A 20,823-nucleotide genomic window follows, 5' to 3' on the forward strand; every position below is an offset into this window, starting at 1 on the left:
TTCTGCGCGGGGTTGCCTCAAGAGCCGGTGTTCCGTAATCGAACGGACGCGATGACATCTGTTCCTCAACCGCCGGAGCTACCGAGTGACCTGCCGCCAGCGGTGGTGGCGTACATTCGTGCGCTGGAAGCGACGGTTGCGCAGTTGCAGGCCACGGTCGCGGCTCTCCAGGTCACGGTGGCCGACCTTCAGACCCGGCTCAACCAGAATTCCAGCAACTCGTCGAAACCGCCCTCGTCGGATGGTCCGCAGGTGAAGCCGGCCCCGCCCAAGAGTCCCTCGGGGAAGCGGCGCGGCGGTCAATCGGGGCACCCCAAGGCCGAGCGCACCGTGCTGCCGCCCGACACGGTCCACACCCTCAAACCGGACACCTGCCGCGGGTGTGCGTGCCCACTCACCGGGGACGACCCGAACCCGTCGATTCACCAGGTGCATGAGATCCCGGTCGTCCGGCCGCAGGTGACCGAGTATCGGTGCCATCGGCTCCGGTGCCCGCACTGCGGCGCCGTGACGACCGCACCGGTGCCCGCCGACGCGGCTCCCGGGTACGGTCCCCGGGTCCAGGCGGTGGCCGCCATGCTCACCGGTTCGTGCCGCCTGGGCAAGCGGGTGGTGAGCCAACTGTTCGACGACCTGTTCGGGTTGCCCATCCGTCCGGCCACGGTGTGCAAACTCCAGCACACGACCGCGGCGGCTCTGGCCCCGGTGGCCGAAGCGGCTCTCGCGTACACCCGCGGGCACCCGGCGAACGTGGACGAAACGGGCTGGACGCAAGGGCGCCAGCGGGCCTGGTTGTGGGTCGCGGTGAGCACCTCGGTGGTCGCATTCCTGATCCGCGCCACCCGGGGCCGGAGCGCGTTCGACGACCTGCGGGACGGGTCCGCCCAGGTCCACACGACCGATCGGTATCCGGTGTACACGCATCTGCCGGTGCATCGGCGCCAGGTGTGCTGGGCGCACCTGCGGCGGGACTTCCAGGCGATGATCGATCGGGGCAACGACGGATCCCCGATCGGGGCCGCCCTGTTGGCCTGTTCCGACGAACTGTTCGGGCACTGGTTCCGGGTGCGGGACGGGACGTTAGCCCGGTCCACGTTCGCTCGCGTGTACGCCCGCGCCGTGCGGGCCCGGTTCCGCACGCACCTGGGGTACGGGGGCCGGTGCGGGTGCCCCAAGACCGGGGCCGTGTGCCGCGAGCTGTTGGCGGTGGAGCCGGCCCTGTGGACGTTCGCACGCGTGGGCGGGGTGGAACCGACCAACAACGCGGCCGAGCGGGCCCTGCGTCACGCCGTGTGCTGGCGCAAGACCAGCTACGGCACCGACTCCGAACGCGGTAGCCGGTTCGTGGAGCGGATCCTCACGGTCCTGGCCTCGTGTCGCCGGCAGGGCCGCAACGTGCTCGCATTCCTCACCGACGCCGTCACCGCACACCGTACCGGGGCAAAGCCACCAACACTGATCCCGGTCCCGGCTCAACAACCACCGATGATGAACCCAACTTTCGCTGGCTGTTGAGATACACCCGCATCAACTGTGAACGCTTACTGCACTTCGTTAGTAACGACCGGGTTATTCTGCCCGGTAGCCCATGCCTTAGTCTCGAACTCGAACGTCTGAATGACTGTGCCATTATAGTTGGGCAGAGAAATATCTTGGCCCCACATGAAGTAAGCCATGATCTGAGGATTCTTGTTGACGGTCGTCTGGCCCATTTCAATGAAGCGAAGCTTGTCCTTGATGTTGGCTGATTTCAGTTGATCAATGTCGTTGTAAATCGCCTTGTTACCAACTGTGAGGCCACGCCGTTTGAGTTCGGCGTTCGCTGCCTCTTTAGAGCCGTACACGCCCAACATCTTATCCGCAACCTGATCCATCTTCAGATTGGTCGAAGTCGGGGCTGCTACAGGTTGCGCGAGGCCGGCAACTATAGCTTCAGCGCTATCATTACCGGGCAACTCAGGTGGATAATGCCCGGTTTGGCTCCCATCGTAGATGACCGATTCAAACTCGTCCACCTCGACAGCAATGCTCTCGCCAGGATCAGGCACCGGCGTAGGGTCGGGCGTCGGTGTCGGGCCGGGAACCGGCGTCGGAGTCGGTGCAGGCGTGGGGGCGGGACTGGGAGCAGGCGTCGTGTCGATGCTGATCGGCGTTGGCGTGGCAATCGGGTCAGCAACTGGCGTCGGCTCGACCGATGCAGGCGTCGGGCTGACGGGGGGCGCGGTCGGAGATTGATCGACCGGCGGCAGCACCGGGACCGGCAGGGGGTCAAACAGAACGGGTGGGCTGATCGGGTTGGGGACCAGGATGTCTGTCAAGTCGTCCAACACGGGCGTGATGCCGATGGGTGTCGGCCCCACCTGGGTTTGCGACGAGTCTGTCGGCGTTGGGGCAGGTTCCTTTGTCGGATCAGTGATCGGTTCCGCCGTCGCGGCGGGTGTGGTGGGCGCCGGTTCAGACATCACCTTCGCCGTCGAGAGAACCGACCCCTCGTATGGCAACAACGGGTCATCGAGCAGGAGGCTCGACGGTGCGTTGCGGTCTTCGAACAAGTTCAACTTCAGTTGAGCCCGATTACCCGTCTTGGAAGCAGTCTCGTCTCCCAGCCACCGCGTCAGGATGCGTAGCAGAGCGGCCCCTCAAGATGGTGCGTGACTTTGCGAGATGGGAAGAACCAATTTCACCCCACATTATCGGTCGTTATCACACTGTCAAGACCGCTTTCGCGCTAAGTCTGGCCGGACCAGCCCTGAACCCGAAGATCGGACGAGCAGCTCACTTGATCTTCTTCAGGTAGGCTTCCACTTTCTTCGCGTCGAGGGGCCGAATGAGGACCACCGTCTTCGAGCCGGTGGTCGTGTAGGTTTCGTGTCCGTCGCCTCGAAGATCCGCGGCAAGTCGAACCCGACCCCGTCCGTCGCCCCCTTACTCGGCAAGTTCTTCTCCATCAGCAGCACTTCGGCGGTCTTCAGATCGCTAGCGGTGGCCCCGCCCTTCACTTCGAAGCTATCCGCGGTGAAGCACACCTTCACAAACATCGTGGTCTTGTCAGTGACTTGGAGCACGTTCACCGTGTTCCAAGTCACAGTAGATTTGCCCGATGTCACCGAGCTTCAGTGGGTGGGAGAGCGTGCCATAATAGAACTTGCTCCCGTCCTTGAATGCTTTGAGGTTCTCGTTCGCGTCGGTCAGCCCCTTCTCAGCCCATCGTGCACGGCGCGGCAGAACGGCCTAACCCGGCCTTGCACCTGACAGCGGCCGCGGTTCTGTTTCCGTTACTCGCGCTCCTATGCCCCAGGTCGGATAGGGGCTCGATCCCCTCGGACCGCGCCCTGTGGATCACGCTCTGACTGAACACCGCGTCGATCGAGCCGAGGACCACAGGGCGTACTTACGCTGCCACCGCCTTAACCTTGAACCGGTTCGGCCGTCGGCGGGTTCGGTAGTGGGTTGCGGGCGAAGACCCACTCCTCGATCGGCTTGCCGTCGATGAGGTGCTCCTGAACGAACCGCGGGATGCGGTCGGCGGTCATGTTCCCGTACCACGTTCCCTCGGGGTACACGACGAGGAGCGGCCCGCCGGCGCAGACGCGCAGGCAGCTCACCTTCGTGCGGTAGCACGCGGTCGGGCCGGTTGCCAGCGACAGGTTTCGGGTTTTCAGTTCGTCCTTGAGAGCGTCCCACGCCGCCTGCGCGCCGTCCTTGCCGATGGCGCCGCAACAGGCATCACCCACGCACAACATCACGTGCCGGTGGAACTCGCCGATCAGCAGGTTCTCGGCGATTTTGGCGAGCTTCTCGTTCGATTCCGGCATCGGAAACACCTCGTTCACGTCCGGTTGCGAGTGTGCGTGTTCATTTTCGTCTTGTGTCTTTGTGGCACAGACATTCCTGTCTGTGCGACCATCTGTCGCCGCACAGACAGGAATGTCTGTGCCACAAAGACATAAGACAACCAGCCGCATCGCGAATCGGAAACCTGCGCTACGCGCTGGCCCGGAACCACCGCCGCACGCGCCGTGCGACTTCTGCGAACAGCAGTACGCTCGACGTGCCGGCCGCCACCGCGAGCCAGTCCAGTACGCCGAGCGGCGCGACGTTGAACACCTTCCCGCCGAACGTCACGATCAGCACCTGCCCCACCACCGTCAGCGCGGCGATGAGCAGGAACTGGCGGTTCGCGAACAGGCCCCGCAGCCCCGATTCGCCCGGGTCGAGCGAGCGACAGTTGATCTGGTTCCACACCTGGAAGAACACGTACACGCTGAAGAACAGCGTGACCTGTCGGAGCGTCAGGCCGGGGAACTCGGAGGCCGCGCCGTCCCCGGCGAACCACCCCCCGTACTGCATCCCCACGAGCATCACGAGCATCACGACCACGAAGAAGCCGGCGGTCGCGAAGATGGTCCCGAGCATCTGCCGCGTGACGATGCTCTCGTCGCGCCGCTTCGGCGGTCGCTGCATCAGGTTCGCGCGGGGCGGCTCGCTGCACAGCGCGATGGCCGCGAACGTGTCCATGATGACGTTGATCCACAGCAGTTGCAGCACCGTGAACGGCGGCTTCAACCCGATCACCGGTCCCAGGAGCGCGATCAGCAGCGCCGACACATTGATGGTGAGCTGAAACTGGATGAAGCGCTGGATGTTCTCGTACAGCGCGCGGCCCCACCACACCGCGCTCACGATGGTGCTGAACGCGTCGTCCAGCAGGACGATCTTGCTGGCCTCCTTCGCCACCTCGGTGCCCGAAATCCCCATCGCCAGACCCACGTCGGCGCGCTTCAGGGCCGGCGCGTCGTTGGTGCCGTCGCCGGTCATCGCGACGACGTGCTTCTGGGCCTGAAGCAGCCGCACCAGCCGGTACTTGTCGCCCGGCAGCGCGCGCGCCAGGATGCGCAGCCGGGGCAGCCGCGCCGACAGCTCCTCGTCGGAGAGCTTGTCGAACTCGGCGTGACTCATCGCGATGGCGTCGGGGGCGTCGAGGAGCCCGATCTCGCGGCCGATGGCGCGGGCGGTTTCGAGCGTGTCCCCGGTGATCATCTTCACCTCGATACCGGCGCCCCGGCACTGCCTTACGGCCTCCTTCACGTCGTCGCGGAGCGGGTCGCGGATGCCGGCCCAGCCGTCGAACACCAGGCCCGTTTCGAGCGCTTCGAGGCGGGTGTGGAACGTGTCCGCGTGTGCCGGATCGTCGCCGGGCAGTTCGGCGTGCGCGAACGCGAGGGTGCGCATCGCGTCGGCCGCGGCGGCGAAGATCTGCACCTCGAACTCCGCCCGCGCCTGGGGCGTCATGGGGTGGATCGTGCCGTCCGGAGCGAGGTACGAGGAGGAGCGCGCCAGGACCGCCTCCGGGGCGCCCTTCACGAGCACCGTCGGCCGTCCGCCGACACTCGCGACGGTCGTCATCCGCTTGCGCTCGGACGAGAAGTGAACCTGGTGCAGCACCGGAAATTCGTCGCGCAGTCGGACGTGGTCGAACGGCCCGGACCCGGCCCACGCGCCGCGTCGTAGCCAGTGAAGCAGCGCCCCCTCGGTGGTGTTACCGACGGTGACCAGCTCCCCGTTCTTTTGTTCGAGGTTCGCGGTCGAGTTGACCGCCGCGTTGACGATCAGCCAGTGCAGGGGCGTGTTCTCGGCCGGGCGGGCGCCGGGGGCAGGAGCCGCAGCGCCGTCGAACGCGCCTTCAAAGGTGCGCCCGCCGATGCCGAGACGCGACACCGACATTTTGTTCTGTGTTAGGGTGCCCGTCTTGTCGGAGCAGATGACGGTGGCAGAGCCGATCGTCTCGCACGCCACGAGCTGCCGCACGAGCGAGTTGGCCTGGCTCATCTTCCGCCACGCGATCGCCAGCGACACGGTGACGCTCATGGGCAGCCCTTCGGGCACCGCGACCACGATCACGATCACCATGTACACGAAGTAGGAGAGCAGCGCCTGCACGCTCGCGAGCAGCACCTGGGCGCGGTCCTCTCCCGCGGCCGGCAGCCGGACCTCGCCGACCACCAGCCCGCGGACCAGCAGCGCGATGAAGATGGCGACGGCGGCGGCGTACCCGATCTTGCTGATCAGACCGGCGAGCGCTTCGAGCTTTTCTTGGAGGGGGGTCGAGGCTTTCGAGATGGTGAGCTTCTCGGCCACCCGGTCCTGCGGTCCGGCGGGCTCCGGCTCCCCGGACAGGCGACGGGCGATCTGCCCGAGCATCGTGTCGTCGCCGACGTTGGTGACGACCATGCGCCCGGCCCCGTCCACGACCTGCGTGCCGCGGAACACGCATCCGGGCTGGTCGGGGCCGTCGGCGGTGTCGTCGGGCGGCCCGGCCGCCTTGCGCACCGGCTCGCTCTCGCCGGTCATCAGCGCTTGATCGACGAGCAGTTCGTTGGCCCGGACGATCCGCCCGTCGGCCGGGATCTCGTCGCCCATTTCGAGGATCACGAGGTCGCCGACCACCGCGTCCTCAAGGGCGATGGTCTGGACCCCGCCGCCCCGCGTCACCTTCACCCGGATCGCGTCGCGGGTGGCGTTGAGCTTCTCGAACTCCTGGTCGCTGCGGTACTCGCTGAAGAACGCCACGCCCGTGGCGAGCAGCACCGCGACCATCACGGCGGCGCCTTCGTAGGACGGGTCGTCCAGCGCGACGCTCACCCCCACCAGCCCGCCGGCGAGTGCGAACGCGAGCGCCGGCGCCCACGCGCCGAGCCGGCCCACGAGCGCCCCGAGGAGCACCACGAGCACGGTGGCCAGCGCCACCACCCCCGCGACCGTGGACGCCTCGAACAGGTCCACGACGATCTTCAGCAGCGATGCGCCGAGCAGGATGCGGATGATGGGGTCGTCGAACTTGTCGAGGAACTTCTTCCAGACGGGCTCGCGGGGCAGGGGGGTGAGCCGGTTCGGCCCGAACCGGGCTCGGCTGTCAGTGATCTGTTCGTCGGTGAGGCCCGCGTCGCTGGCCCGCGGGAACAGCTCGGACACGGCGCGAAGAGAACGCATTCGGCAGCTCGGTTCACTTGGTAGCGAGCGGCGGCCACGAGAGCTGGTCACCGGGGTAGGGGGACCGGCGCTCGCGGCCGTTCCCCCCGGACCCGCTGCTGTTTTATTGTTCCAGCACTTCCTTTTCCTTTTTGTTTGCGAGGTCGTCGATCTTGCCCTCGTAAACCTTCAGCAGGTCCTGGACCTTGGCCTTGCCCTTGTCGCGGTCGTCCTCGGTCATCGTTTTGGCTTTTTCGGCGTCCTCGAAGTGCTTGTTGCCGTCGCGGCGGATGTTGCGGCACGACACCTTCGCGGACTCGGCCGACTTCTTCACCGCGGCGACGATCTTCTTGCGCTGGTCGCCGCTCATCGCCGGCATCGTGAGCCGGATCACCTTGCCGTCGTTGTTGGGCGCCAGCCCGAGGTCGCTGGACCGGATCGCCTTCTCAATTTCCTTCAGGCTCTCGGCCGCGTAGGGCTTGATGACGATGGTGGCGGCGTCCGGGCAGGTGACCGACGCCACGTCGCGGATCGGGGACATGGTGCCGTAGTTGTCCACCCGGAGCGAGTCGAGCATCTGCGGGGACGCGCGGCCGGTTCGCATCCCCTTCAGGTCGTTGCGGAACACGTCCAGCGCCTTCTCCATCCGGTCTTCCGTGTCCTTCAGAATTTGCGGTCCGCTCATGGGGCACCCGTGGTCAGTGCGGTGGTGGTTCGTGCCCGGGCGGGCACATGGGGCTATTGTCGCAGGTCGCGAGCCGGTCGGGAAGACGGGCAGAAAGACGGGCCGAAGGGCTCCCCACAAAGAGGGGCCCCGCCAGCGGGAACCCTCTTTGTGGGGAGCCCTTCGGCGAGGTCGATGTCACCCGGTCACGACGGTGCCGATCGGTTGGCCGCTGACGGCCTTCTCGATGGCCCCGTCCTGCCGGTAGTTGAACACGAGGATGGGCAGCTTCGCGAGGCGGCACATCTCGAAGGCGCCGATGTCCATCACCCCGAGCTGCTTCTGGATCACCTGATCGAACGTGAGCCGCTCGAACTTCTCGGCGTACTGGTTCTTCACCGGGTCGGCGTTGTACACGCCGTCCACCTTGGTGGCCTTCAGCAGCACGTCGGCCTGGAGCTCGGTGCCGCGGAGGGCGGCGGCGGTGTCGGTGGTGACGAACGGGTTGCCGGTCCCGCCGGCGAGGATCACGATCCGGTTCTTCTCCAGGTGCCGCAGGGCGCGGCGGCGGATGTACGGCTCGGCGACCGTTTCCATGCGCACGGCCGACTGGAGCCGGGTCTCCACGCCCATCGCTTCGAGCGTGTCCTGCAGCGCGAGGCCGTTCATCACGGTCGCGAGCATCCCCATGTAGTCGGCGGTCGCGGGCCGGATCTGCTCGTCCCCTGCGGAGAACTGGGCGCCGCGGAGCAGGTTCCCGCCCCCGATCACCACCGCCAGTTGGATGCCGCGGGCGGCGACGCGGGCGAGCTGGGCCGCGATGAGCTTGGTTTCGTCGAGGTTGATGCCGAGCTTGCCGCCGCCGAAGCCGAGGGCCTCGCCGCTGAGCTTGAGCAGGACGCGCTTGTACTTCAGAGCCGTCGGGTCGGAATCGGGCATTGGTTTCGCGGGTGGCTGTGCGCACCAGCGCGGAATGCGCCGGCGCTCGCCAGTCTAAGTTACGAACGGCGGTGCGGGCCGACACTACCCGACGGTGACGGCCGCGCCGAAACCCGCGCCGGCCCCGATCGCCAGCCGGAACAGCCCGAGCACCATCGCGGTCAGGATCACCCCGGCCACGATCCGCAGGAGCAGGGCGTCCTGGGTGCGGAGGAACCCGAGGCACCCGAACGCGAGCAGCACGAAACCGAACATCGTGCCGTAGCCCTCGAACACCTTCGTGCGCCGGTTCCCGATCTCGGTGGCGCGCTTGTCCTCGTCCGCGATCTTCTTCTTCCAGAAGTACCGGTCCTCGATCTTCTTCTTCTTGTCCTCGTACTCCTTGCGCTTGTCCCCCTCCAGCTCGGCGGGGTCGCGCTTGTCGGGCGCGACCGCGTTGAGCAGCTCGCGCAGCTCGATCTGCTCCGCCAGCGCCACCTTCTTCGTGTACTCCGCGGCGCGCTCGTCGGACGGTACCGAGAGCAGCCGGAGGGAGGTGAAAAAGAGCACGACGATGATCCCCGCCCCGAACAGGACGCCCGGGACGCCCCCGACCGCGGCGAGGAGCGCCAGCGGGTCGAGCGCGGGCGGCTTGCGGCGGCGCGCCGCCGGCGTGTCGTCGAGGTCGGAACCCGAGGACTCCGCGTCGCGGGGCGGGCTGTCGTCGATGGTCAGCCCGGCCTCGGTGACGGTGAGTCGGACGCCACACTTCTTGCATTTCAGCCGCCGGCCGACGTCCTTATCGGCCACGTTGTAGAGGACGCCACAGCTCGGGCACGTGTTGTTCATCGGCGCTCCTACGGGCGGGCGCGTCCGGCGCCGCGCGGGACAGTAACGGTGCGCGGATTCTAAGCAGCGCCGGACGGGGTCGCAAGCACGCGGGTACGCCGACCGCTTCGGACAACCCCGACCGCGTGCTCAGCGGGGCGTCTTGGCGATGTTGTCGGGCCACTCCAGGTCGCTGCCGGCTTTGGTCAGTTGCGCCTGGAAGTCGGTGAGCAGCTCCGCACTCTTGCGGACCTGGCGCGGCACCCGCTTTTTGGCGGTGCAGAACGCCACCAACTCGCCCACCGCCTCGCCGATGCTCCACTCCACCGGGTGCAGCCGGTAGCAGCCGTTCGTGATGTGCGTGGTGCCGATGTTCTTGCACGCCGGCAGCAGGTTCTCGACCCGCTCCGGGATCAGCGCGCCGAGGGGGATCTGGAAGGGCAGGGAGCTGACGTCGATGTAGTTGTCGCCGCCGGTGGACGGGTGCAGGTCGATGCGGTAGCTGCCGGTCCCGACGCTGTCCTTGAACGGCTCCGCGGCGAACTCGCCGGGCTTCTTCCCGAGGAGCTTCGCCCGCGCCTCGACGCCGACGTGCCGCTCGGTGACGGTGAACAGCGCCTTGATGCGCCGGCTCTCGCGGACGTACGGCGCCATCGCCAGCCCGTCGCCGTCGTCGGTGCCGCACACGTCGCCGCGGAGCCGGAGGCCCTTCCAGCCCTCCTTCTTGCCACCGGGGTGCGGGGCCTCGGTCTGCATCCAGTACAGCAGGCACCGGCTCAGCTCGCGGGCGGCGGCGCGGTGCCCCGCCGGGTCCGCGGTGTCGTACAGGTTGCCGAGCCAGTAATCGTTCTGGGGCCAGTTCACCAGGCACACGTCGCGGAGGCTGGCGCCGTCCTCGAAGTTATCCCGCGCGACGATCCGCCGGTAGGTCCACAGGTTCAGCCCCTTCGCGACCGGGCCGGTCGGGTCGAAGCCGACGGCGCGGGGCTTCAGGGTGACCGGGTCCGACATCTCCCATGAGAGCAGGTTGCCGGGCCACGCGGGTTGCATTTTCGGCGCGTAGTCGCGCCACCACTTGTAGCCGTCGGGCCGGTCGATGGTGTGGTCCTGGTCGGGCTCGTAGTCCAGCGCGAAGCACACGGTCGCGGCTTGGTGGTTGCCGGGGGCGGCGCGGTCCGGGGCGTGCGGCTCCCGGGTGTCGGCGCTCGATTCGGCCCCGGTGACGTGTTCGACCTTCGCGAGCGGCAGCAACTCGCCGGTCTCGGTCGCGTCCACGAAGTACGGCGCGGTGAGCGCGATCCGCGTGCCGAAGTTTTGGGCCACGCCGAGGACCGCGGTGACGGTGTCGCCGTCCGTCTCGACCCGCACCGGCACGAACGGCTGGATCAGCTTGACCCGGCCGGCGGTGATGTGTGGGGCCAGCATCTCCAGGAGCACCGCCAGCGCCACCCGCGGCTCGTGGCACAGCTTCGAGACGCTCCCGTTGCCGGGGTTGAGTCTGGGGTTCTTCGCGGCGTCTTCCGAGAGCGGGTAGTTGCGCCGGTAGAAGTCGCGGACCTTGGTGCGGAACTGGCGATAGGTTTTGGTGCTGCCGCGGTCCTCGATCCACGGGTGCTCGTCCGGCGGGACCGCCTGCGAGGTGAGCTGCCCGCCGATCCAGCCGGTCTCCTCGGTGAGCAGTACCTTCAGCCCGTTGCGGGCGGCGGCGAGCGCGCACGCGACCCCGCCCACGCCGGCCCCGACGACCACCAAATCGGCCTTCAGCTCTCGCACGGGCGGTTGCGCGGCGCCCGCTCGGGCGTGCGCGGGGAGCAGGTGGGCGAACGGGGTGAAGGCCGAGAGCGAGAGGAATCCGCGGCGGTTCATTTCGTCGGCTCCGGGGAACGGGGTACCCCAAGGTATCGGCTCGTCGGGCGTCGCGAAAGCACCCCCAGCCGCCCGCGCGAATGCCATTGCTGCCCGGAAGGTGCAGGGGTACGCTACAGCCGGGATCGACTTCTGTTCACGCCCGTCGCGGACTCGCTCATGAAACTCTCCTTCAGCCCGCTGCAACTGCTCAGCCCGGTGCAACTCATCTTCTGCTTGATCCTGTTCTTCCTCCCGTGGATCGAGCTCTCGTGTACGCTCCCGCCGGATGTGGCCAAGAACGCGCCGCCCGGCGAACTGGAAAAGCTGAAAAAGGATACGGGGATCGATCCGTCCAGGCCCATCCGCATGTACACCCAGAGCGGGCTCCAGATCGCCACCGGTGACGTTTCCGTGTCGCCGGATTTTGAGAAGGGTGTTGAGCGCGTGAGGGGCGGTGCTGGTGCCGGACCCGGTCCCAAGTTCGGTCCGGACCCTTCCAACAAGGCCGACGGCCAGACCGCGCCGCTGCTGTTCCTCTTTCCGGTCGCGCTTCTCGCCGGGATCGTGATCGGGTTCGTCCCGTGGCCGCACCTCGCCCGGCGGCTGGTTCTGGTCGTGTGCTGCCTGGGGGCGATGGGCATCGTCGGCGCGCACGCGGCCATCGGGTTCCCGCTCGAGAAGGAGATCGCGAAGCAGAAAGAGAAAATGAAGGGGGGCGGCGCGTTCGGGGCCGCGCCCGGTGCGAAGGCGGCTCCGGGCACGGCCGGCGAGCCGGAGGTGTTTCGGGTCCGGTGGCAGATCCCCCTGTACCTGACGCTCATACTGCTGCTCGGCGCCGCCGGCACCGCGTTCCTCGACGCCGGCCTGACCGCGAAGAAGAAGCCGAAGCGCCGGTACCGTGCGGACGAGGAGTACGAAGACGATGAGGAGGAAGAAGAACGGCCGCGGAAGCGGCGGCCGAAGGCGGTAGACGAAGACGAGGACGAGCGCCCCGCCCGTAAGCCGAAATTCGAGGTGGTGGACGAAGACGAGGACGAGCCGCCGCGAAAGAGGCCGAAGCCCCGGCGGCGGGACGAGGACGAGGATGACGACCGGCCCCGACGGTCGCGCCGGCGCGACGACGATTAACCGCGCGAGCCCCGGGAGCAGGCATCCGAACCTGTTCCCGGGGCTCATGCGTTTTGTGCGGCGCGTCTCAGTCCTCGCGCTTGGCGTCGGCGATGCTCTTGATCTTTTCGCCGAGCAGGGCCACGTCGAACGGCTTCTTGAACACGTCGTTGAAGCCGTACTGGTGGAGCTGCTCGGGCGCGGCCTCGTCCTCGCTCGCCAGCCCGACGATCAGCGTCGTGGCGAACGCCTCGTCCTTGCGCAGGTTGGAGACGATCTGGATCGATTCGGCGCGGCCGAGACCCAGGTCGATGATGATGGTGTCGGGGTGGAAGCTGCTCGCCAGGATGCCCGCCTGGAACCCGCTGTCCGCCAGCTCGAACTTGTAGTCGTCGTTCTCGGGCAGCAGCTCCTTGATCCGGTCGTTGAACAGCCGCTCGGTGCCGATGAGGAGCACCTTGTGCCATTCCTCTTCTTCGAGTTCACCCAGCGGCATGCCGTGTTCCTTGAGGAACCGGATGAGCTGCTCGCGGGGGATGCGCCGGTCCTGGCTGCCGGGGATGCGGTACCCCTTCAAGCGGCCCGAATCGAACCACTTGGACACGGTGCGCGGGGCGACCTTACAGATCTTCGCGACCTGTCCGGTGGTGAACACCTTTTTCATGGCGAGACACTCCGTTTGAACTCGCTAACCCCGCGCCCGTTTCGCCTTTTCGGCCGTCCTGGCGGGCTTGACGGGTCCGCAGCCGTCTGGTGCGGACCCGCAGGGTCGCGGGGCGTGCCGCACACGACCGGGGCGTCGTGGCGGCGGGTGTATGAACGTCCGGCGGGCCGATTCCGGAATACTTAGCACTGCGCGCGCCGCTCGCACCATTCCTGCTCCGCCGGCGGGTTACGCGGGCGGAGCGGGCCGGGCAAAAGTGCCCGGTGGCGCGGGTGACGGTTGCGACGCTAACTCCATCGGCTACACCAAGCACCCGTCTTCGCAAAACCCGCGAAATTGGGAGGTTGGTAAGCGCCGTGGGTTCCGGCGGGGGTATAGCCCACTGGATCGGGCGAACGGTCCAAGGCCGACCACCGGCCTCCGGGCGCTCGCACTGTCAGTCACAGTGATCGTTCGGGCTGGATGTGTAACTTGGGTGAGAACTCTTCGCCGAGACGTGCCTTCCGTGGCAGAGGGACCGGTAGGTCCGGTTACTCCGGTTCTACCGACCCGCGACACAGTATAGGCCGACGGGCAAGAGCCGAATGAGGCGAGTGTAAACGCGGGAGCGGACGCGCAATGTGTGCGGGTCCGCGCTCACACCCGCTTTGTAAAAACTGCCATTCCGTCACCGTCGGCGTAGAGGTCCGGCACTGTCGCGACGTGCGCGTAATCGCACTTGAGATAGAACCGGCGCGTCGGCTCGTACTTCGCGGTCGAGGACGTTTCGATCACGAGCAACCGTCCGCCCGCGGCGCGGACTTCGTGCTCCGCGAACGCGAGCAGCTCTTTGCCGATGCCCCGGGCCTGACGGTCGGCCGCGACCGCGATCCACCACACGTACCAGGTGCGGTCGGTCATCTCCTCCGGCGCGAAGTACACGTAGCCGATCGGTCGGCCCGCCTCTTCGTACAAGACGGCCCGGTGCCCGTAGTCGTCGCGGTTGGTGGCGAAGTAGTCCGCGAGAACGCCGTGGAGCGTCTCGATCTCGCCGGGGTGGAAGAACCCCGTCCCCGCGGACAGGTCCGCGAGCGCGTGCGCGTCGGCCGGTGTGATGGGTCGGATCATGAGCGGGAGTGTAAACCCGCTCCGCAAGAAGGTAAACTGGAGTCGCGATCCGTTGCCGCATTCCCCAACCGAGACGCCCATGCGAAAACCCGTGCGGAATCTGCTACTCGTCGTTGGGGGCTGCGCGCTCGTCTTGTTACTGGTTGAAACATCCCGACTGATGTGGGTCGGCAGCACCGACCTGACAGTGGAGTTCGTCATCACCGATGCCGACACCGGGCAACCGCTGAACGGTGCAGAAATCGTGGTCACCTCTCGTGGCGGCTTTTACGAAGGTGACAATCGGCTCCGGGCGAAAGGGGTGCGGGAGGAAGAGTTCATTCTGAAAACGGACGCGAATGGTGCCGCCGAGTACGTGTGTCGCGATTCAATGTGCCACGGTCAGAGTAGCCCTTTGGGGCTGAACGACACGTTCGCCGTTTACATGCCACACTGGAACATCACGGTGAAGGCCCTCGGATACTCGTCAACAGCACTGCCCCATCTCGAGCAATTTATGCGAAGCGCCGAACGGACGGGACCGAGACGATCGAAGGTTGTCGTTCCGATCGCGTTGCACCGCGACGCCTCGTAGAGCGAACCTCTGCCGACCGGCGCGCGTCCGGGGTGCGGAGGATCAACCCCATGTCCCGGTTCCACCGCAAAACCGCCCCGGGTGTTCGTAACGGTCGCGTGCAGCGCACGAACAACTGGGAACGGTCGCCGAGCCCGTACACGCACACACCGGCACGGCTGGTGATCGACCGCCGGCGCCCGAGCGCCGGCTACCGGCACTTGCTACTCAAGCGGGATGTCGAGCGGTTCATCGCCCTCATCCCGAACTGGGACAAATTGGCGGTTGGGCTGGACGTGATTTGCCTCGATCACGGCCGCGACGATTGCGACGGGTGGTACAACCGCGGCGTCCTCGGCGTGTGCGCCTGGTCCGAGCAGATGCGGTACGAACTCCGAGGCGACTGGTATCGCGGGCACCGGGCTTTTCTCGAACGCATTGGCGCCCGGGTGGAGGTAGATGAGCCCCGTGACGCTCCGGTGATACACTGGACCGACGACACTGCTCGCGCGTACCAACTCTGCCACGTGTTCCTTCACGAACTCGGGCACCACGCGGACCGCATGCACACCCGCACGAAGCGAGACAGCGGCCCGCGCGGCGAGCCGTTCGCCGAAGGCTACGCGTTCGATCTGGAGGCGGTCGTTCTGGAACGGTACTTCGCAGCGTTCGGGGTGCCGGAGTGAGATCGGCGCGGCAACTGAAGTACCACCGAACGGGCGGGGCATTCATTCGCCCCGGTTGTGCCGCAAATCCTTCCTCAACCTCAACGACATGACGCGGATCACGACAACCCGCCGCACCCTGTTTGCCGGTCGCTCATTCGTCCAAGCGGCTCTGCCTGCCATCCGCCCGCCTGCGCCCGGGACGTAGTGGAATTGACAGTTACGCGGGGTGATGGAACAATTCAAATCAGTACAGGGTGATAAATCGAGACCACATGACGCGGGCACTCCTTCACATCGGGCTGGCGGTGGCACTTGTGCTTTCGCCCTCCCGTTGCTGCTGTAGAGCGGATTGGTTCGTTCCATCCGCGCGCCCCGCTCGCACGTCCACACTCAAGACACCGGCTCCGATTCCTGTCGAGTCCAGTGTCTGCTGTTTGAAGGTGAAAAAGGCGTGTTGCGGTTCTCAACCGCACGAGCACTCATCGACCGCCCCCGAGAAGCCCACGCCGGCCCGCGTGCCCGGCTGTGCTTGCTGCCCAGAGCGGGCCGAAGCGGTCCCGCTTAAAAGCACCGTTGCCGATTCGGCACCACAGCCGACCGGCGAACGGCTTTCCCTCGCGCTGAGCGATCTTCTCGGCGCCTCCGCACACGCCGACTTGACCCGGAGAAACATCCAGCCGGGTGTCGGCGTTGACGCTCGCCGTTCCGCGCTCTTCGAACGCCACGTTTTGCGCTGTTAGACAGAATTTCGTGGTCACAACGACCCGAATTGGGATAAGCTGTGTCGTCTTGGCCGGGTTGTCCGGCGCGAACAACGTTCGCATTCACTCCATTACACATTACTGGGACTGTGACATGAAGCTGTTTGCCATCATCACGGCGGGGCTGATGACTGTTGCGGGCGGGGTGTACTTCTACTCCTCTTCCACCTGCTCAACGGCCACGTGCGGCGCTCCGGTTGCGAAGAGCGGCGGCTGTTGCGCGAAGGAACAGGCCGTGGCGGACTGCTGCGCGGCGAAGGACGAGTGCTGCGAGACCGTCGAAGCCTGCTGTGCGATCGCGTCTGGCGTCAGCACCCAGCCGAAGGCGACCGCTTCGGCTTGCTGCGCAGGCAAGGACGAGTGCTGCCTCGTGCAGGCCGCCTGCTGCACCGCGGAGAGCGTTCGCGCGGCCGCGAAGCCGCGCGAGATCAAAGGCTGCTGCGATGAGGCCTGTTCGGCTTCCGCCATTCAGGCCGTCGCCGGTGCTGCAGCGAGCATCGCGAACGTAAAGTAAACGGCGCCAGTTAAGAGGGCACGGGCGGCTAATCGCTGCTCGTGCCTTCGTTTTCCGCTTCAGTTGGATCGGCGGCCACCGTCACCGGTGCGCTGGTGCGTTCATAGACCGCACGCCAGACCCCTCCGCCTTTCTCCAGGGCTTTTCTCTCAAAATTGGTGGCGAAGCCGGCATCCGTTCGCGGCGCGGCGAGCTGTTCCTCTGCGGGACGGAGTTCGAAGCAGGGCATCGCTCCGACGATTGCGGTCATCACGCCGAAGTACTCTTCCACATCGGTTGCGATGTAGAGCCGGCCGCCTTCGCGGATGGCACGGGCAGCGTCGGCCGCGAACTCCGGGGTGAACACCCGGCGCTTCTTGTGTCGCGCCTTCCACCACGGGTCCGGAAAGTAGACGTGGACGGCTTGAACGCTTCCGACCGCGACGAAATCGCGGAGGACGAGTTTCGCGTCGGCGCACGCGGTCTTGACGTTCGGGATCTTGCGGACCGCGTAGCGGCTGGCCGCGTAGAGCTGGTACTTCCGGACGATCTCGATGCCCAGGAAGTTCGTGCCCGGGCGAGCGATCGAGGCGTTCAGGAGGAACAGCCCTTTGCCCGTCCCGACCTCGATTTCGACCGGGTTCGCGTTGCCATAAAACTGCTCCCAGTCGATGCGATTGAGGGCGACCGGCGCCGCGGGAAGGGCCGCCGCTGCGGCCTTGAGGCCCACCGTCCGCGCCCCTGCTTCTCGAGGCAGCTCCCAGACCCACGGCGCGAGTTCTTCGGCCGAAAGACGCCGCGGCTTACGCACCCCGAAGCTCCTCCATCTTGCCCAGCGGTACACCGGTGATAACTGCCTCAAAGGCGCGCTCGGCGCCGACGTATCCCTTCACCAAGAAGCGCGTGAGCCGCCGGTGGACGCGGAGCCCCGTCCCGACGAGCACGAGCCGCTCGCCCGGGCGCACCGTGCGGACGAACTTGGCTTCGTCCACGCCGCCGAGGCCGAGCAGCGAGCCGGCCTCGCCGATTTTCTGCGTGGAATAATAGTACCCGCAGAGCTGCGCGGCCGCCTCGCACATCAGCACGCCCGGCATCAGCGGGAACCCGGGCATGTGGCCGCGGGTCCAGAAATCGTCCGGTGTGGCGTCCTTGAAGCCCACGATGACGTGCGCCGACGGGTCGACGTGCACGATCCCGGTGAGCATCTCGAACTCGTACCGGTGCGGGTTAACGGCCCGGATCTCCTCGATCCCGGCAATGGGCCGAGAGAAGTCGAACGCGGTCGGATCGAGCACCGGTCCTGCGGCGGACATGAACACTCCTTGACAGCGGTTGGGTCGGTCGTGGGCGACCAGCGGTTCATTCAACGAGTTCGAGCACCTGCGGCAGTTCGGTCACGAGCGCGTCGGGGCGGAGGGCCGGGTCTTTGAGCTGTTCCCCGGTCGCGGTGAGGCTGGCCTTGTCGCCGGCGAACAGGGCCGTGCGGAAGCCGTGCCGCTTCGCCGGGCCGATGTCACGCTCCAGGTTCGATCCGACGTGCAGAACCTGGGCGGGAACGAACCCGCGGCCCGCCGCCAGCTCGGCCGCCGCCTTGAACAGCGTGTCCGACGGCTTGCGGGCTTTCCGGTCGCTTGAAACGATCTGCATCGCGGCCGGGATGACGGCGCGCAACTCGAAGTCGGGGTTCTGCTGCCGCACGCAGCGCTCGAGTTGCGCGGCGGTGAAGCACTGCCCGTCCGCGAGTAACCCCTGGGCGACCCCGCGGGCGGCGAGTTGCGTGAGCGCGTCGGCCGCGCCCGGGTACGCGCCGGCCCCTTGAATGCTGGCGTGGTAGAAGTACGCGATCTTCTTGACGTATTCCGCGAGCGTTCCGTATTGCATCGCGTCGAACGTGTACTCTTTCTGCTGCAACTTTTTGACGATGTCGTCCCAGATCCGTTCGGTTTGAACCTCGGGGAACTTCTCGCCCCCCCCGCCGGTGAGCCGGAGGGTGCTGAACGCCTTGTTGAACAGCTCCCGCATGTACTCCGAGGGCGCCCCGGGCTTGCGGCTCATCGAGTTCCACATTTTGAACTCTTTGATCACCTTCTCGAGCGCCGCTGCGGTGATGAAGTCCTTTTCGTGCTCGAACTGGATGTCGCCCGTGGGGACGGAAACGAGCGTCCCGTACACGGTCCAGAACACGCACTTGACGGGCATCGCTGTGAGAGACGGCTTGGCCTTGGGCGCGTCGACCTTGGGCGCCGGGGGCCACGGCAGGTCCGGACGGTCGTGGATCTTCTCGACGTACTGCTCGAGTGTGAGCGGCATGACCCGGCCCCGGCGGCAAGTTGCGGTCCGTCGTTGAGTTGCGCGTCAAGTTCGTAACGTAGCAGCCCGCGCCGGCGGAAGCAAGTTGCCAAACCGCGCCGCCGCGAGTTCGTTACTCGGGCGGCTCCGCAAATTCGTTCAACAGTGCCGTGTGCCGCTCGCCGGAGGCCGCGAGGTGAAACCGGCGTCGGTCCGCGCTCACGATTTCGATGGTGACACGGAGGTGCTCGCGCGGCAGTGCGGTCTCGACCTTGTCGGCCCACTCGATGACGCACACGCCGTCGCCACGGAGGTACTCGTCCGCCCCGAGTTCGGCAAACTCGGTCGGCCCCGACAGGCGGTACGTGTCGAAGTGGTAAATCGGCAACCGGGCCGGGTATTCCTGGATCAGCACGAACGTGGGGCTGTTCACCGCGGCCGGGTTCTTGACCGACAACCCTTCGGCGATCGCCCGCGTGAGGTGGGTCTTGCCGGCCCCCATCTGACCCACCAGGGCCACCACGGCGCCCGGGAAGAGGAGGGTGCCGAGCTTCCGGCCGAAGGCTTCGGTCGCCGCGAGGTCGGCAATGTTGTGGGTGTGAGGCATGGGAGTTGGGCCAGCCGACGGGGGCGGAACGGTGCCGGCGGTCGCGGGCTCGAAATTCGGTTCGAGCCCGCGACCGCCGGCACCATCTGCGGATCAGCGGAGCCGATCACTTCGCTTTCACTTTGTTGCTTTTGGCCGCCTTGTGTCGCAAGTAGGCGTGCATGAACTGGTCGAAGTTGCCGTCGAGCACATCGTTGACGGCGGGCGTCTTCACGTCGATACCGTCGCGCTCGTCGCGGACCAGCGTGTACGGCTGAAGCACGTAGCTGCGGATCTGGGAGCCGAACGCGATTTCGCCCTTGGCGTCGTAGCTCTTCACCGCGTCGCCCATCCGCTTCTGCTCTTCGACGGCTTCGAGCCGGGTCTGAAGCATCTTCAACGCCTCGGCCTTGTTCTTGTGCTGGCTCCGGCCCATCCGGCACTCGGCCCGGATGCCCGATTTGTGGATGAGGCGCACGCCCGACTGCGTCTTGTTCACGTGCTGACCGCCCGGCCCGCCGGTGCTGAAGGTCTGCACCTCGTAGTCGGTGTCCTTGATGACGATCTCGATGTCGTCGGGCAGTTCGGGGAGCACGTCGATCGCCGCGAACGAGGTCTGGCGCGTGTCGCCGCCGCCGAACGGGCTGATGCGAACGAGCCGGTGGACGCCGATTTCCGACTGCATGTAGCCGTAGGCGTAGGGGCCGACGATCTTGAACGACACGCTCGCGACGCCGGCCTCCTGGTTCGGCTCGATGTCCTCGTCCTCGACCGAAAACCCGTGCCGCTGCGCCCACCGCCCGTACGCGCGGAACAGCATCTCGGCGAAGTCGCACGCGTCGGTGCCGCCGGCACCGGGCTTGATCGTCACGATCGCGGACCGCGAGTCGTGCTTCCCGCCCATCATGATCTGAAGCTCGAACGCCTCGTACTGCGTTTCGGCCTTCTGGAGCGCGGGCTCCAGCTCGGACTCGAACGCGGCGTCCTCCTCGGCCAGCTCGGCCATCGCCTTGATGTCGTTCGCTGCGGCCGTCAGCTCTTCGTAGGGCTTGAGCAGCGCGTTACACACCTTCAACTGGCCGATGACGCTTTTGGCCTTCTCGGGGTTGTTCCAGAAGTCGCCCTCGGCCTGCTTGGCCTCGAGCTGGTCCCGCACCGCTGTTTTGCCAGCGATGTCAAAGAGAGTCTCGCACTTGGGTGAGCCGGGTGCAGAGTTCGTCGGTCCGGCGGCGCAGGTCCGGGTTCATCGCGGGATCGTCCTTCCGTATTGCGTGCGGTGCAACGGCCGCACGTCGAGTTAGACAGTAGCATAGCGAACGGGGTTCAGCGCCAGAAGGCCAGCCGGGGCGCCGAGGGGGGCTGAAGCCA

21 protein-coding genes are annotated in these 20,823 nt (G+C 66.5%); 5 read left to right on the forward strand and 16 right to left on the reverse strand.

The window, feature by feature from the left end; translation table 11 throughout:
• Positions 1–51: 51 nt before the first annotated feature.
• The gene (locus GobsT_RS15685) at positions 52–1,515 is read left to right on the forward strand and encodes an IS66-like element ISGob3 family transposase (RefSeq protein ID WP_033199793.1); all 1,464 of its coding nucleotides are present in this window, start codon (positions 52–54) and stop codon (positions 1,513–1,515) included.
• Positions 1,516–1,541: 26 nt separating this feature from the next.
• Here the strand turns inward: GobsT_RS15685 and GobsT_RS38780 are convergent, their stop codons facing one another.
• The 8 genes from GobsT_RS38780 to GobsT_RS15725 all read right to left on the reverse strand — a co-directional run bounded on the left by GobsT_RS38780 (position 1,542) and on the right by GobsT_RS15725 (position 11,245).
• A complete protein-coding gene (locus GobsT_RS38780; RefSeq protein ID WP_085948106.1) occupies positions 1,542–2,552 on the reverse strand; it encodes a hypothetical protein in 1,011 nt (336 codons plus the stop codon).
• Between the two features lie 237 nt (positions 2,553–2,789).
• Positions 2,790–3,065, reverse strand: coding sequence for a hypothetical protein (locus GobsT_RS15695; protein ID WP_033199991.1), 276 nt, complete (start codon positions 3,063–3,065; stop codon positions 2,790–2,792).
• Between the two features lie 342 nt (positions 3,066–3,407).
• Positions 3,408–3,815, reverse strand: coding sequence for a (2Fe-2S) ferredoxin domain-containing protein (locus GobsT_RS15700; protein WP_148087757.1), 408 nt, complete (start codon positions 3,813–3,815; stop codon positions 3,408–3,410).
• A gap of 169 nt (positions 3,816–3,984) precedes the next feature.
• Complete coding sequence (locus GobsT_RS15705) at positions 3,985–6,990, reverse strand: calcium-translocating P-type ATPase, PMCA-type (protein ID WP_010051451.1); 3,006 nt, start codon at positions 6,988–6,990, stop codon at positions 3,985–3,987.
• 103 nt (positions 6,991–7,093) lie between these two features.
• The gene (frr, locus tag GobsT_RS15710) at positions 7,094–7,654 is read right to left on the reverse strand and encodes a ribosome recycling factor (protein ID WP_010051453.1); all 561 of its coding nucleotides are present in this window, start codon (positions 7,652–7,654) and stop codon (positions 7,094–7,096) included.
• A 177-nt stretch (positions 7,655–7,831) separates the two neighbouring features.
• Positions 7,832–8,572, reverse strand: a complete 741-nt coding sequence (pyrH, locus tag GobsT_RS15715; protein ID WP_010049259.1) for a UMP kinase — start codon at positions 8,570–8,572, stop codon at positions 7,832–7,834.
• Positions 8,573–8,656: 84 nt separating this feature from the next.
• Positions 8,657–9,400, reverse strand: coding sequence for a zinc ribbon domain-containing protein (locus tag GobsT_RS15720; protein WP_010049260.1), 744 nt, complete (start codon positions 9,398–9,400; stop codon positions 8,657–8,659).
• 129 nt (positions 9,401–9,529) lie between these two features.
• Positions 9,530–11,245: an FAD-dependent oxidoreductase gene (locus GobsT_RS15725; protein ID WP_010049261.1), complete on the reverse strand. Its 1,716-nt coding sequence runs from the start codon at positions 11,243–11,245 to the stop codon at positions 9,530–9,532.
• A 159-nt stretch (positions 11,246–11,404) separates the two neighbouring features.
• On the opposite strand from GobsT_RS15725, the gene GobsT_RS15730 reads away from it, so the two are divergent.
• Complete coding sequence (locus GobsT_RS15730; RefSeq protein WP_010049262.1) at positions 11,405–12,355, forward strand: hypothetical protein; 951 nt, start codon at positions 11,405–11,407, stop codon at positions 12,353–12,355.
• 67 nt (positions 12,356–12,422) lie between these two features.
• On the opposite strand, the gene GobsT_RS15735 is transcribed toward GobsT_RS15730, so the two are convergent.
• Together GobsT_RS15735 and GobsT_RS15740 are read right to left on the reverse strand one after the other, a co-directional pair.
• The gene (locus GobsT_RS15735) at positions 12,423–12,998 is read right to left on the reverse strand and encodes a helix-turn-helix domain-containing protein (RefSeq protein WP_010049263.1); all 576 of its coding nucleotides are present in this window, start codon (positions 12,996–12,998) and stop codon (positions 12,423–12,425) included.
• Positions 12,999–13,634: 636 nt separating this feature from the next.
• Positions 13,635–14,105, reverse strand: coding sequence for a GNAT family N-acetyltransferase (locus tag GobsT_RS15740; protein ID WP_010049264.1), 471 nt, complete (start codon positions 14,103–14,105; stop codon positions 13,635–13,637).
• Between the two features lie 79 nt (positions 14,106–14,184).
• Here GobsT_RS15740 and GobsT_RS15745 point away from each other — a divergent pair, with 79 nt between their 5' ends.
• Both GobsT_RS15745 and GobsT_RS15750 read left to right on the forward strand, forming a co-directional pair.
• Complete coding sequence (locus GobsT_RS15745; protein WP_010049266.1) at positions 14,185–14,679, forward strand: hypothetical protein; 495 nt, start codon at positions 14,185–14,187, stop codon at positions 14,677–14,679.
• A 50-nt stretch (positions 14,680–14,729) separates the two neighbouring features.
• Positions 14,730–15,344 (forward strand): hypothetical protein, encoded by a 615-nt coding sequence (locus GobsT_RS15750; protein WP_010049268.1) that lies wholly within the window; start codon positions 14,730–14,732, stop codon positions 15,342–15,344.
• A 461-nt stretch (positions 15,345–15,805) separates the two neighbouring features.
• On the opposite strand, the gene GobsT_RS37795 is transcribed toward GobsT_RS15750, so the two are convergent.
• Positions 15,806–16,150, reverse strand: coding sequence for a hypothetical protein (locus GobsT_RS37795; RefSeq protein ID WP_010051207.1), 345 nt, complete (start codon positions 16,148–16,150; stop codon positions 15,806–15,808).
• Positions 16,151–16,181: 31 nt separating this feature from the next.
• On the opposite strand from GobsT_RS37795, the gene GobsT_RS15755 reads away from it, so the two are divergent.
• Positions 16,182–16,601, forward strand: coding sequence for a hypothetical protein (locus GobsT_RS15755; protein ID WP_148087758.1), 420 nt, complete (start codon positions 16,182–16,184; stop codon positions 16,599–16,601).
• Between the two features lie 28 nt (positions 16,602–16,629).
• On the opposite strand, the gene trmB is transcribed toward GobsT_RS15755, so the two are convergent.
• The 5 genes from trmB to prfB form a co-directional block, all read right to left on the reverse strand.
• Entirely contained in the window at positions 16,630–17,310 is a 681-nt protein-coding gene (gene trmB, locus GobsT_RS15760) for a tRNA (guanosine(46)-N7)-methyltransferase TrmB (RefSeq protein WP_157507089.1), read from the reverse strand.
• Between the two features lie 73 nt (positions 17,311–17,383).
• Positions 17,384–17,893 (reverse strand): 3-hydroxyacyl-ACP dehydratase FabZ family protein, encoded by a 510-nt coding sequence (locus GobsT_RS15765; RefSeq protein ID WP_010051202.1) that lies wholly within the window; start codon positions 17,891–17,893, stop codon positions 17,384–17,386.
• A gap of 46 nt (positions 17,894–17,939) precedes the next feature.
• Positions 17,940–18,890: an HAD family hydrolase gene (locus GobsT_RS15770; protein WP_010051201.1), complete on the reverse strand. Its 951-nt coding sequence runs from the start codon at positions 18,888–18,890 to the stop codon at positions 17,940–17,942.
• Between the two features lie 112 nt (positions 18,891–19,002).
• On the reverse strand, positions 19,003–19,476 hold the full coding sequence (tsaE, locus tag GobsT_RS15775) for a tRNA (adenosine(37)-N6)-threonylcarbamoyltransferase complex ATPase subunit type 1 TsaE (protein WP_010051200.1): 474 nt from the start codon (positions 19,474–19,476) through the stop codon (positions 19,003–19,005).
• A gap of 106 nt (positions 19,477–19,582) precedes the next feature.
• Positions 19,583–20,702 (reverse strand): peptide chain release factor 2 gene (prfB, locus tag GobsT_RS15780; RefSeq protein WP_109571071.1). Its coding sequence is split into 2 segments (ribosomal slippage): positions 19,583–20,632 and positions 20,634–20,702, totalling 1,119 coding nucleotides; the frame shifts between segments, so codons are not numbered across the junction.
• Positions 20,703–20,823 lie beyond the last annotated feature (121 nt).

It is taken from the genome of Gemmata obscuriglobus, assembly GCF_008065095.1.
Taxonomy (GTDB): domain Bacteria; phylum Planctomycetota; class Planctomycetia; order Gemmatales; family Gemmataceae; genus Gemmata; species Gemmata obscuriglobus.

What these genes read in the sequence shown, in the direction of transcription:
- pyrH (WP_010049259.1), bottom strand. Translation starts at nt 8,572, where the DNA reads ATGCCCGATTCCGACCCGACGGCTCTGAAGTACAAGCGCGTCCTGCTC.
- GobsT_RS15700 (WP_148087757.1), bottom strand. Translation starts at nt 3,815, where the DNA reads ATGCCGGAATCGAACGAGAAGCTCGCCAAAATCGCCGAGAACCTGCTG.
- GobsT_RS15720 (WP_010049260.1), bottom strand. Translation starts at nt 9,400, where the DNA reads ATGAACAACACGTGCCCGAGCTGTGGCGTCCTCTACAACGTGGCCGAT.
- GobsT_RS15765 (WP_010051202.1), bottom strand. Translation starts at nt 17,893, where the DNA reads ATGTCCGCCGCAGGACCGGTGCTCGATCCGACCGCGTTCGACTTCTCT.
- GobsT_RS15770 (WP_010051201.1), bottom strand. Translation starts at nt 18,890, where the DNA reads ATGCCGCTCACACTCGAGCAGTACGTCGAGAAGATCCACGACCGTCCG.
- GobsT_RS15685 (WP_033199793.1), top strand. Translation starts at nt 52, where the DNA reads ATGACATCTGTTCCTCAACCGCCGGAGCTACCGAGTGACCTGCCGCCA.
- GobsT_RS15735 (WP_010049263.1), bottom strand. Translation starts at nt 12,998, where the DNA reads ATGAAAAAGGTGTTCACCACCGGACAGGTCGCGAAGATCTGTAAGGTC.
- GobsT_RS37795 (WP_010051207.1), bottom strand. Translation starts at nt 16,150, where the DNA reads ATGCGAACGTTGTTCGCGCCGGACAACCCGGCCAAGACGACACAGCTT.
- tsaE (WP_010051200.1), bottom strand. Translation starts at nt 19,476, where the DNA reads ATGCCTCACACCCACAACATTGCCGACCTCGCGGCGACCGAAGCCTTC.
- GobsT_RS15745 (WP_010049266.1), top strand. Translation starts at nt 14,185, where the DNA reads ATGCGAAAACCCGTGCGGAATCTGCTACTCGTCGTTGGGGGCTGCGCG.
- GobsT_RS15750 (WP_010049268.1), top strand. Translation starts at nt 14,730, where the DNA reads ATGTCCCGGTTCCACCGCAAAACCGCCCCGGGTGTTCGTAACGGTCGC.
- frr (WP_010051453.1), bottom strand. Translation starts at nt 7,654, where the DNA reads ATGAGCGGACCGCAAATTCTGAAGGACACGGAAGACCGGATGGAGAAG.
- GobsT_RS15730 (WP_010049262.1), top strand. Translation starts at nt 11,405, where the DNA reads ATGAAACTCTCCTTCAGCCCGCTGCAACTGCTCAGCCCGGTGCAACTC.
- GobsT_RS15725 (WP_010049261.1), bottom strand. Translation starts at nt 11,245, where the DNA reads ATGAACCGCCGCGGATTCCTCTCGCTCTCGGCCTTCACCCCGTTCGCC.
- GobsT_RS15755 (WP_148087758.1), top strand. Translation starts at nt 16,182, where the DNA reads ATGAAGCTGTTTGCCATCATCACGGCGGGGCTGATGACTGTTGCGGGC.
- GobsT_RS15740 (WP_010049264.1), bottom strand. Translation starts at nt 14,105, where the DNA reads ATGATCCGACCCATCACACCGGCCGACGCGCACGCGCTCGCGGACCTG.
- GobsT_RS15705 (WP_010051451.1), bottom strand. Translation starts at nt 6,990, where the DNA reads ATGCGTTCTCTTCGCGCCGTGTCCGAGCTGTTCCCGCGGGCCAGCGAC.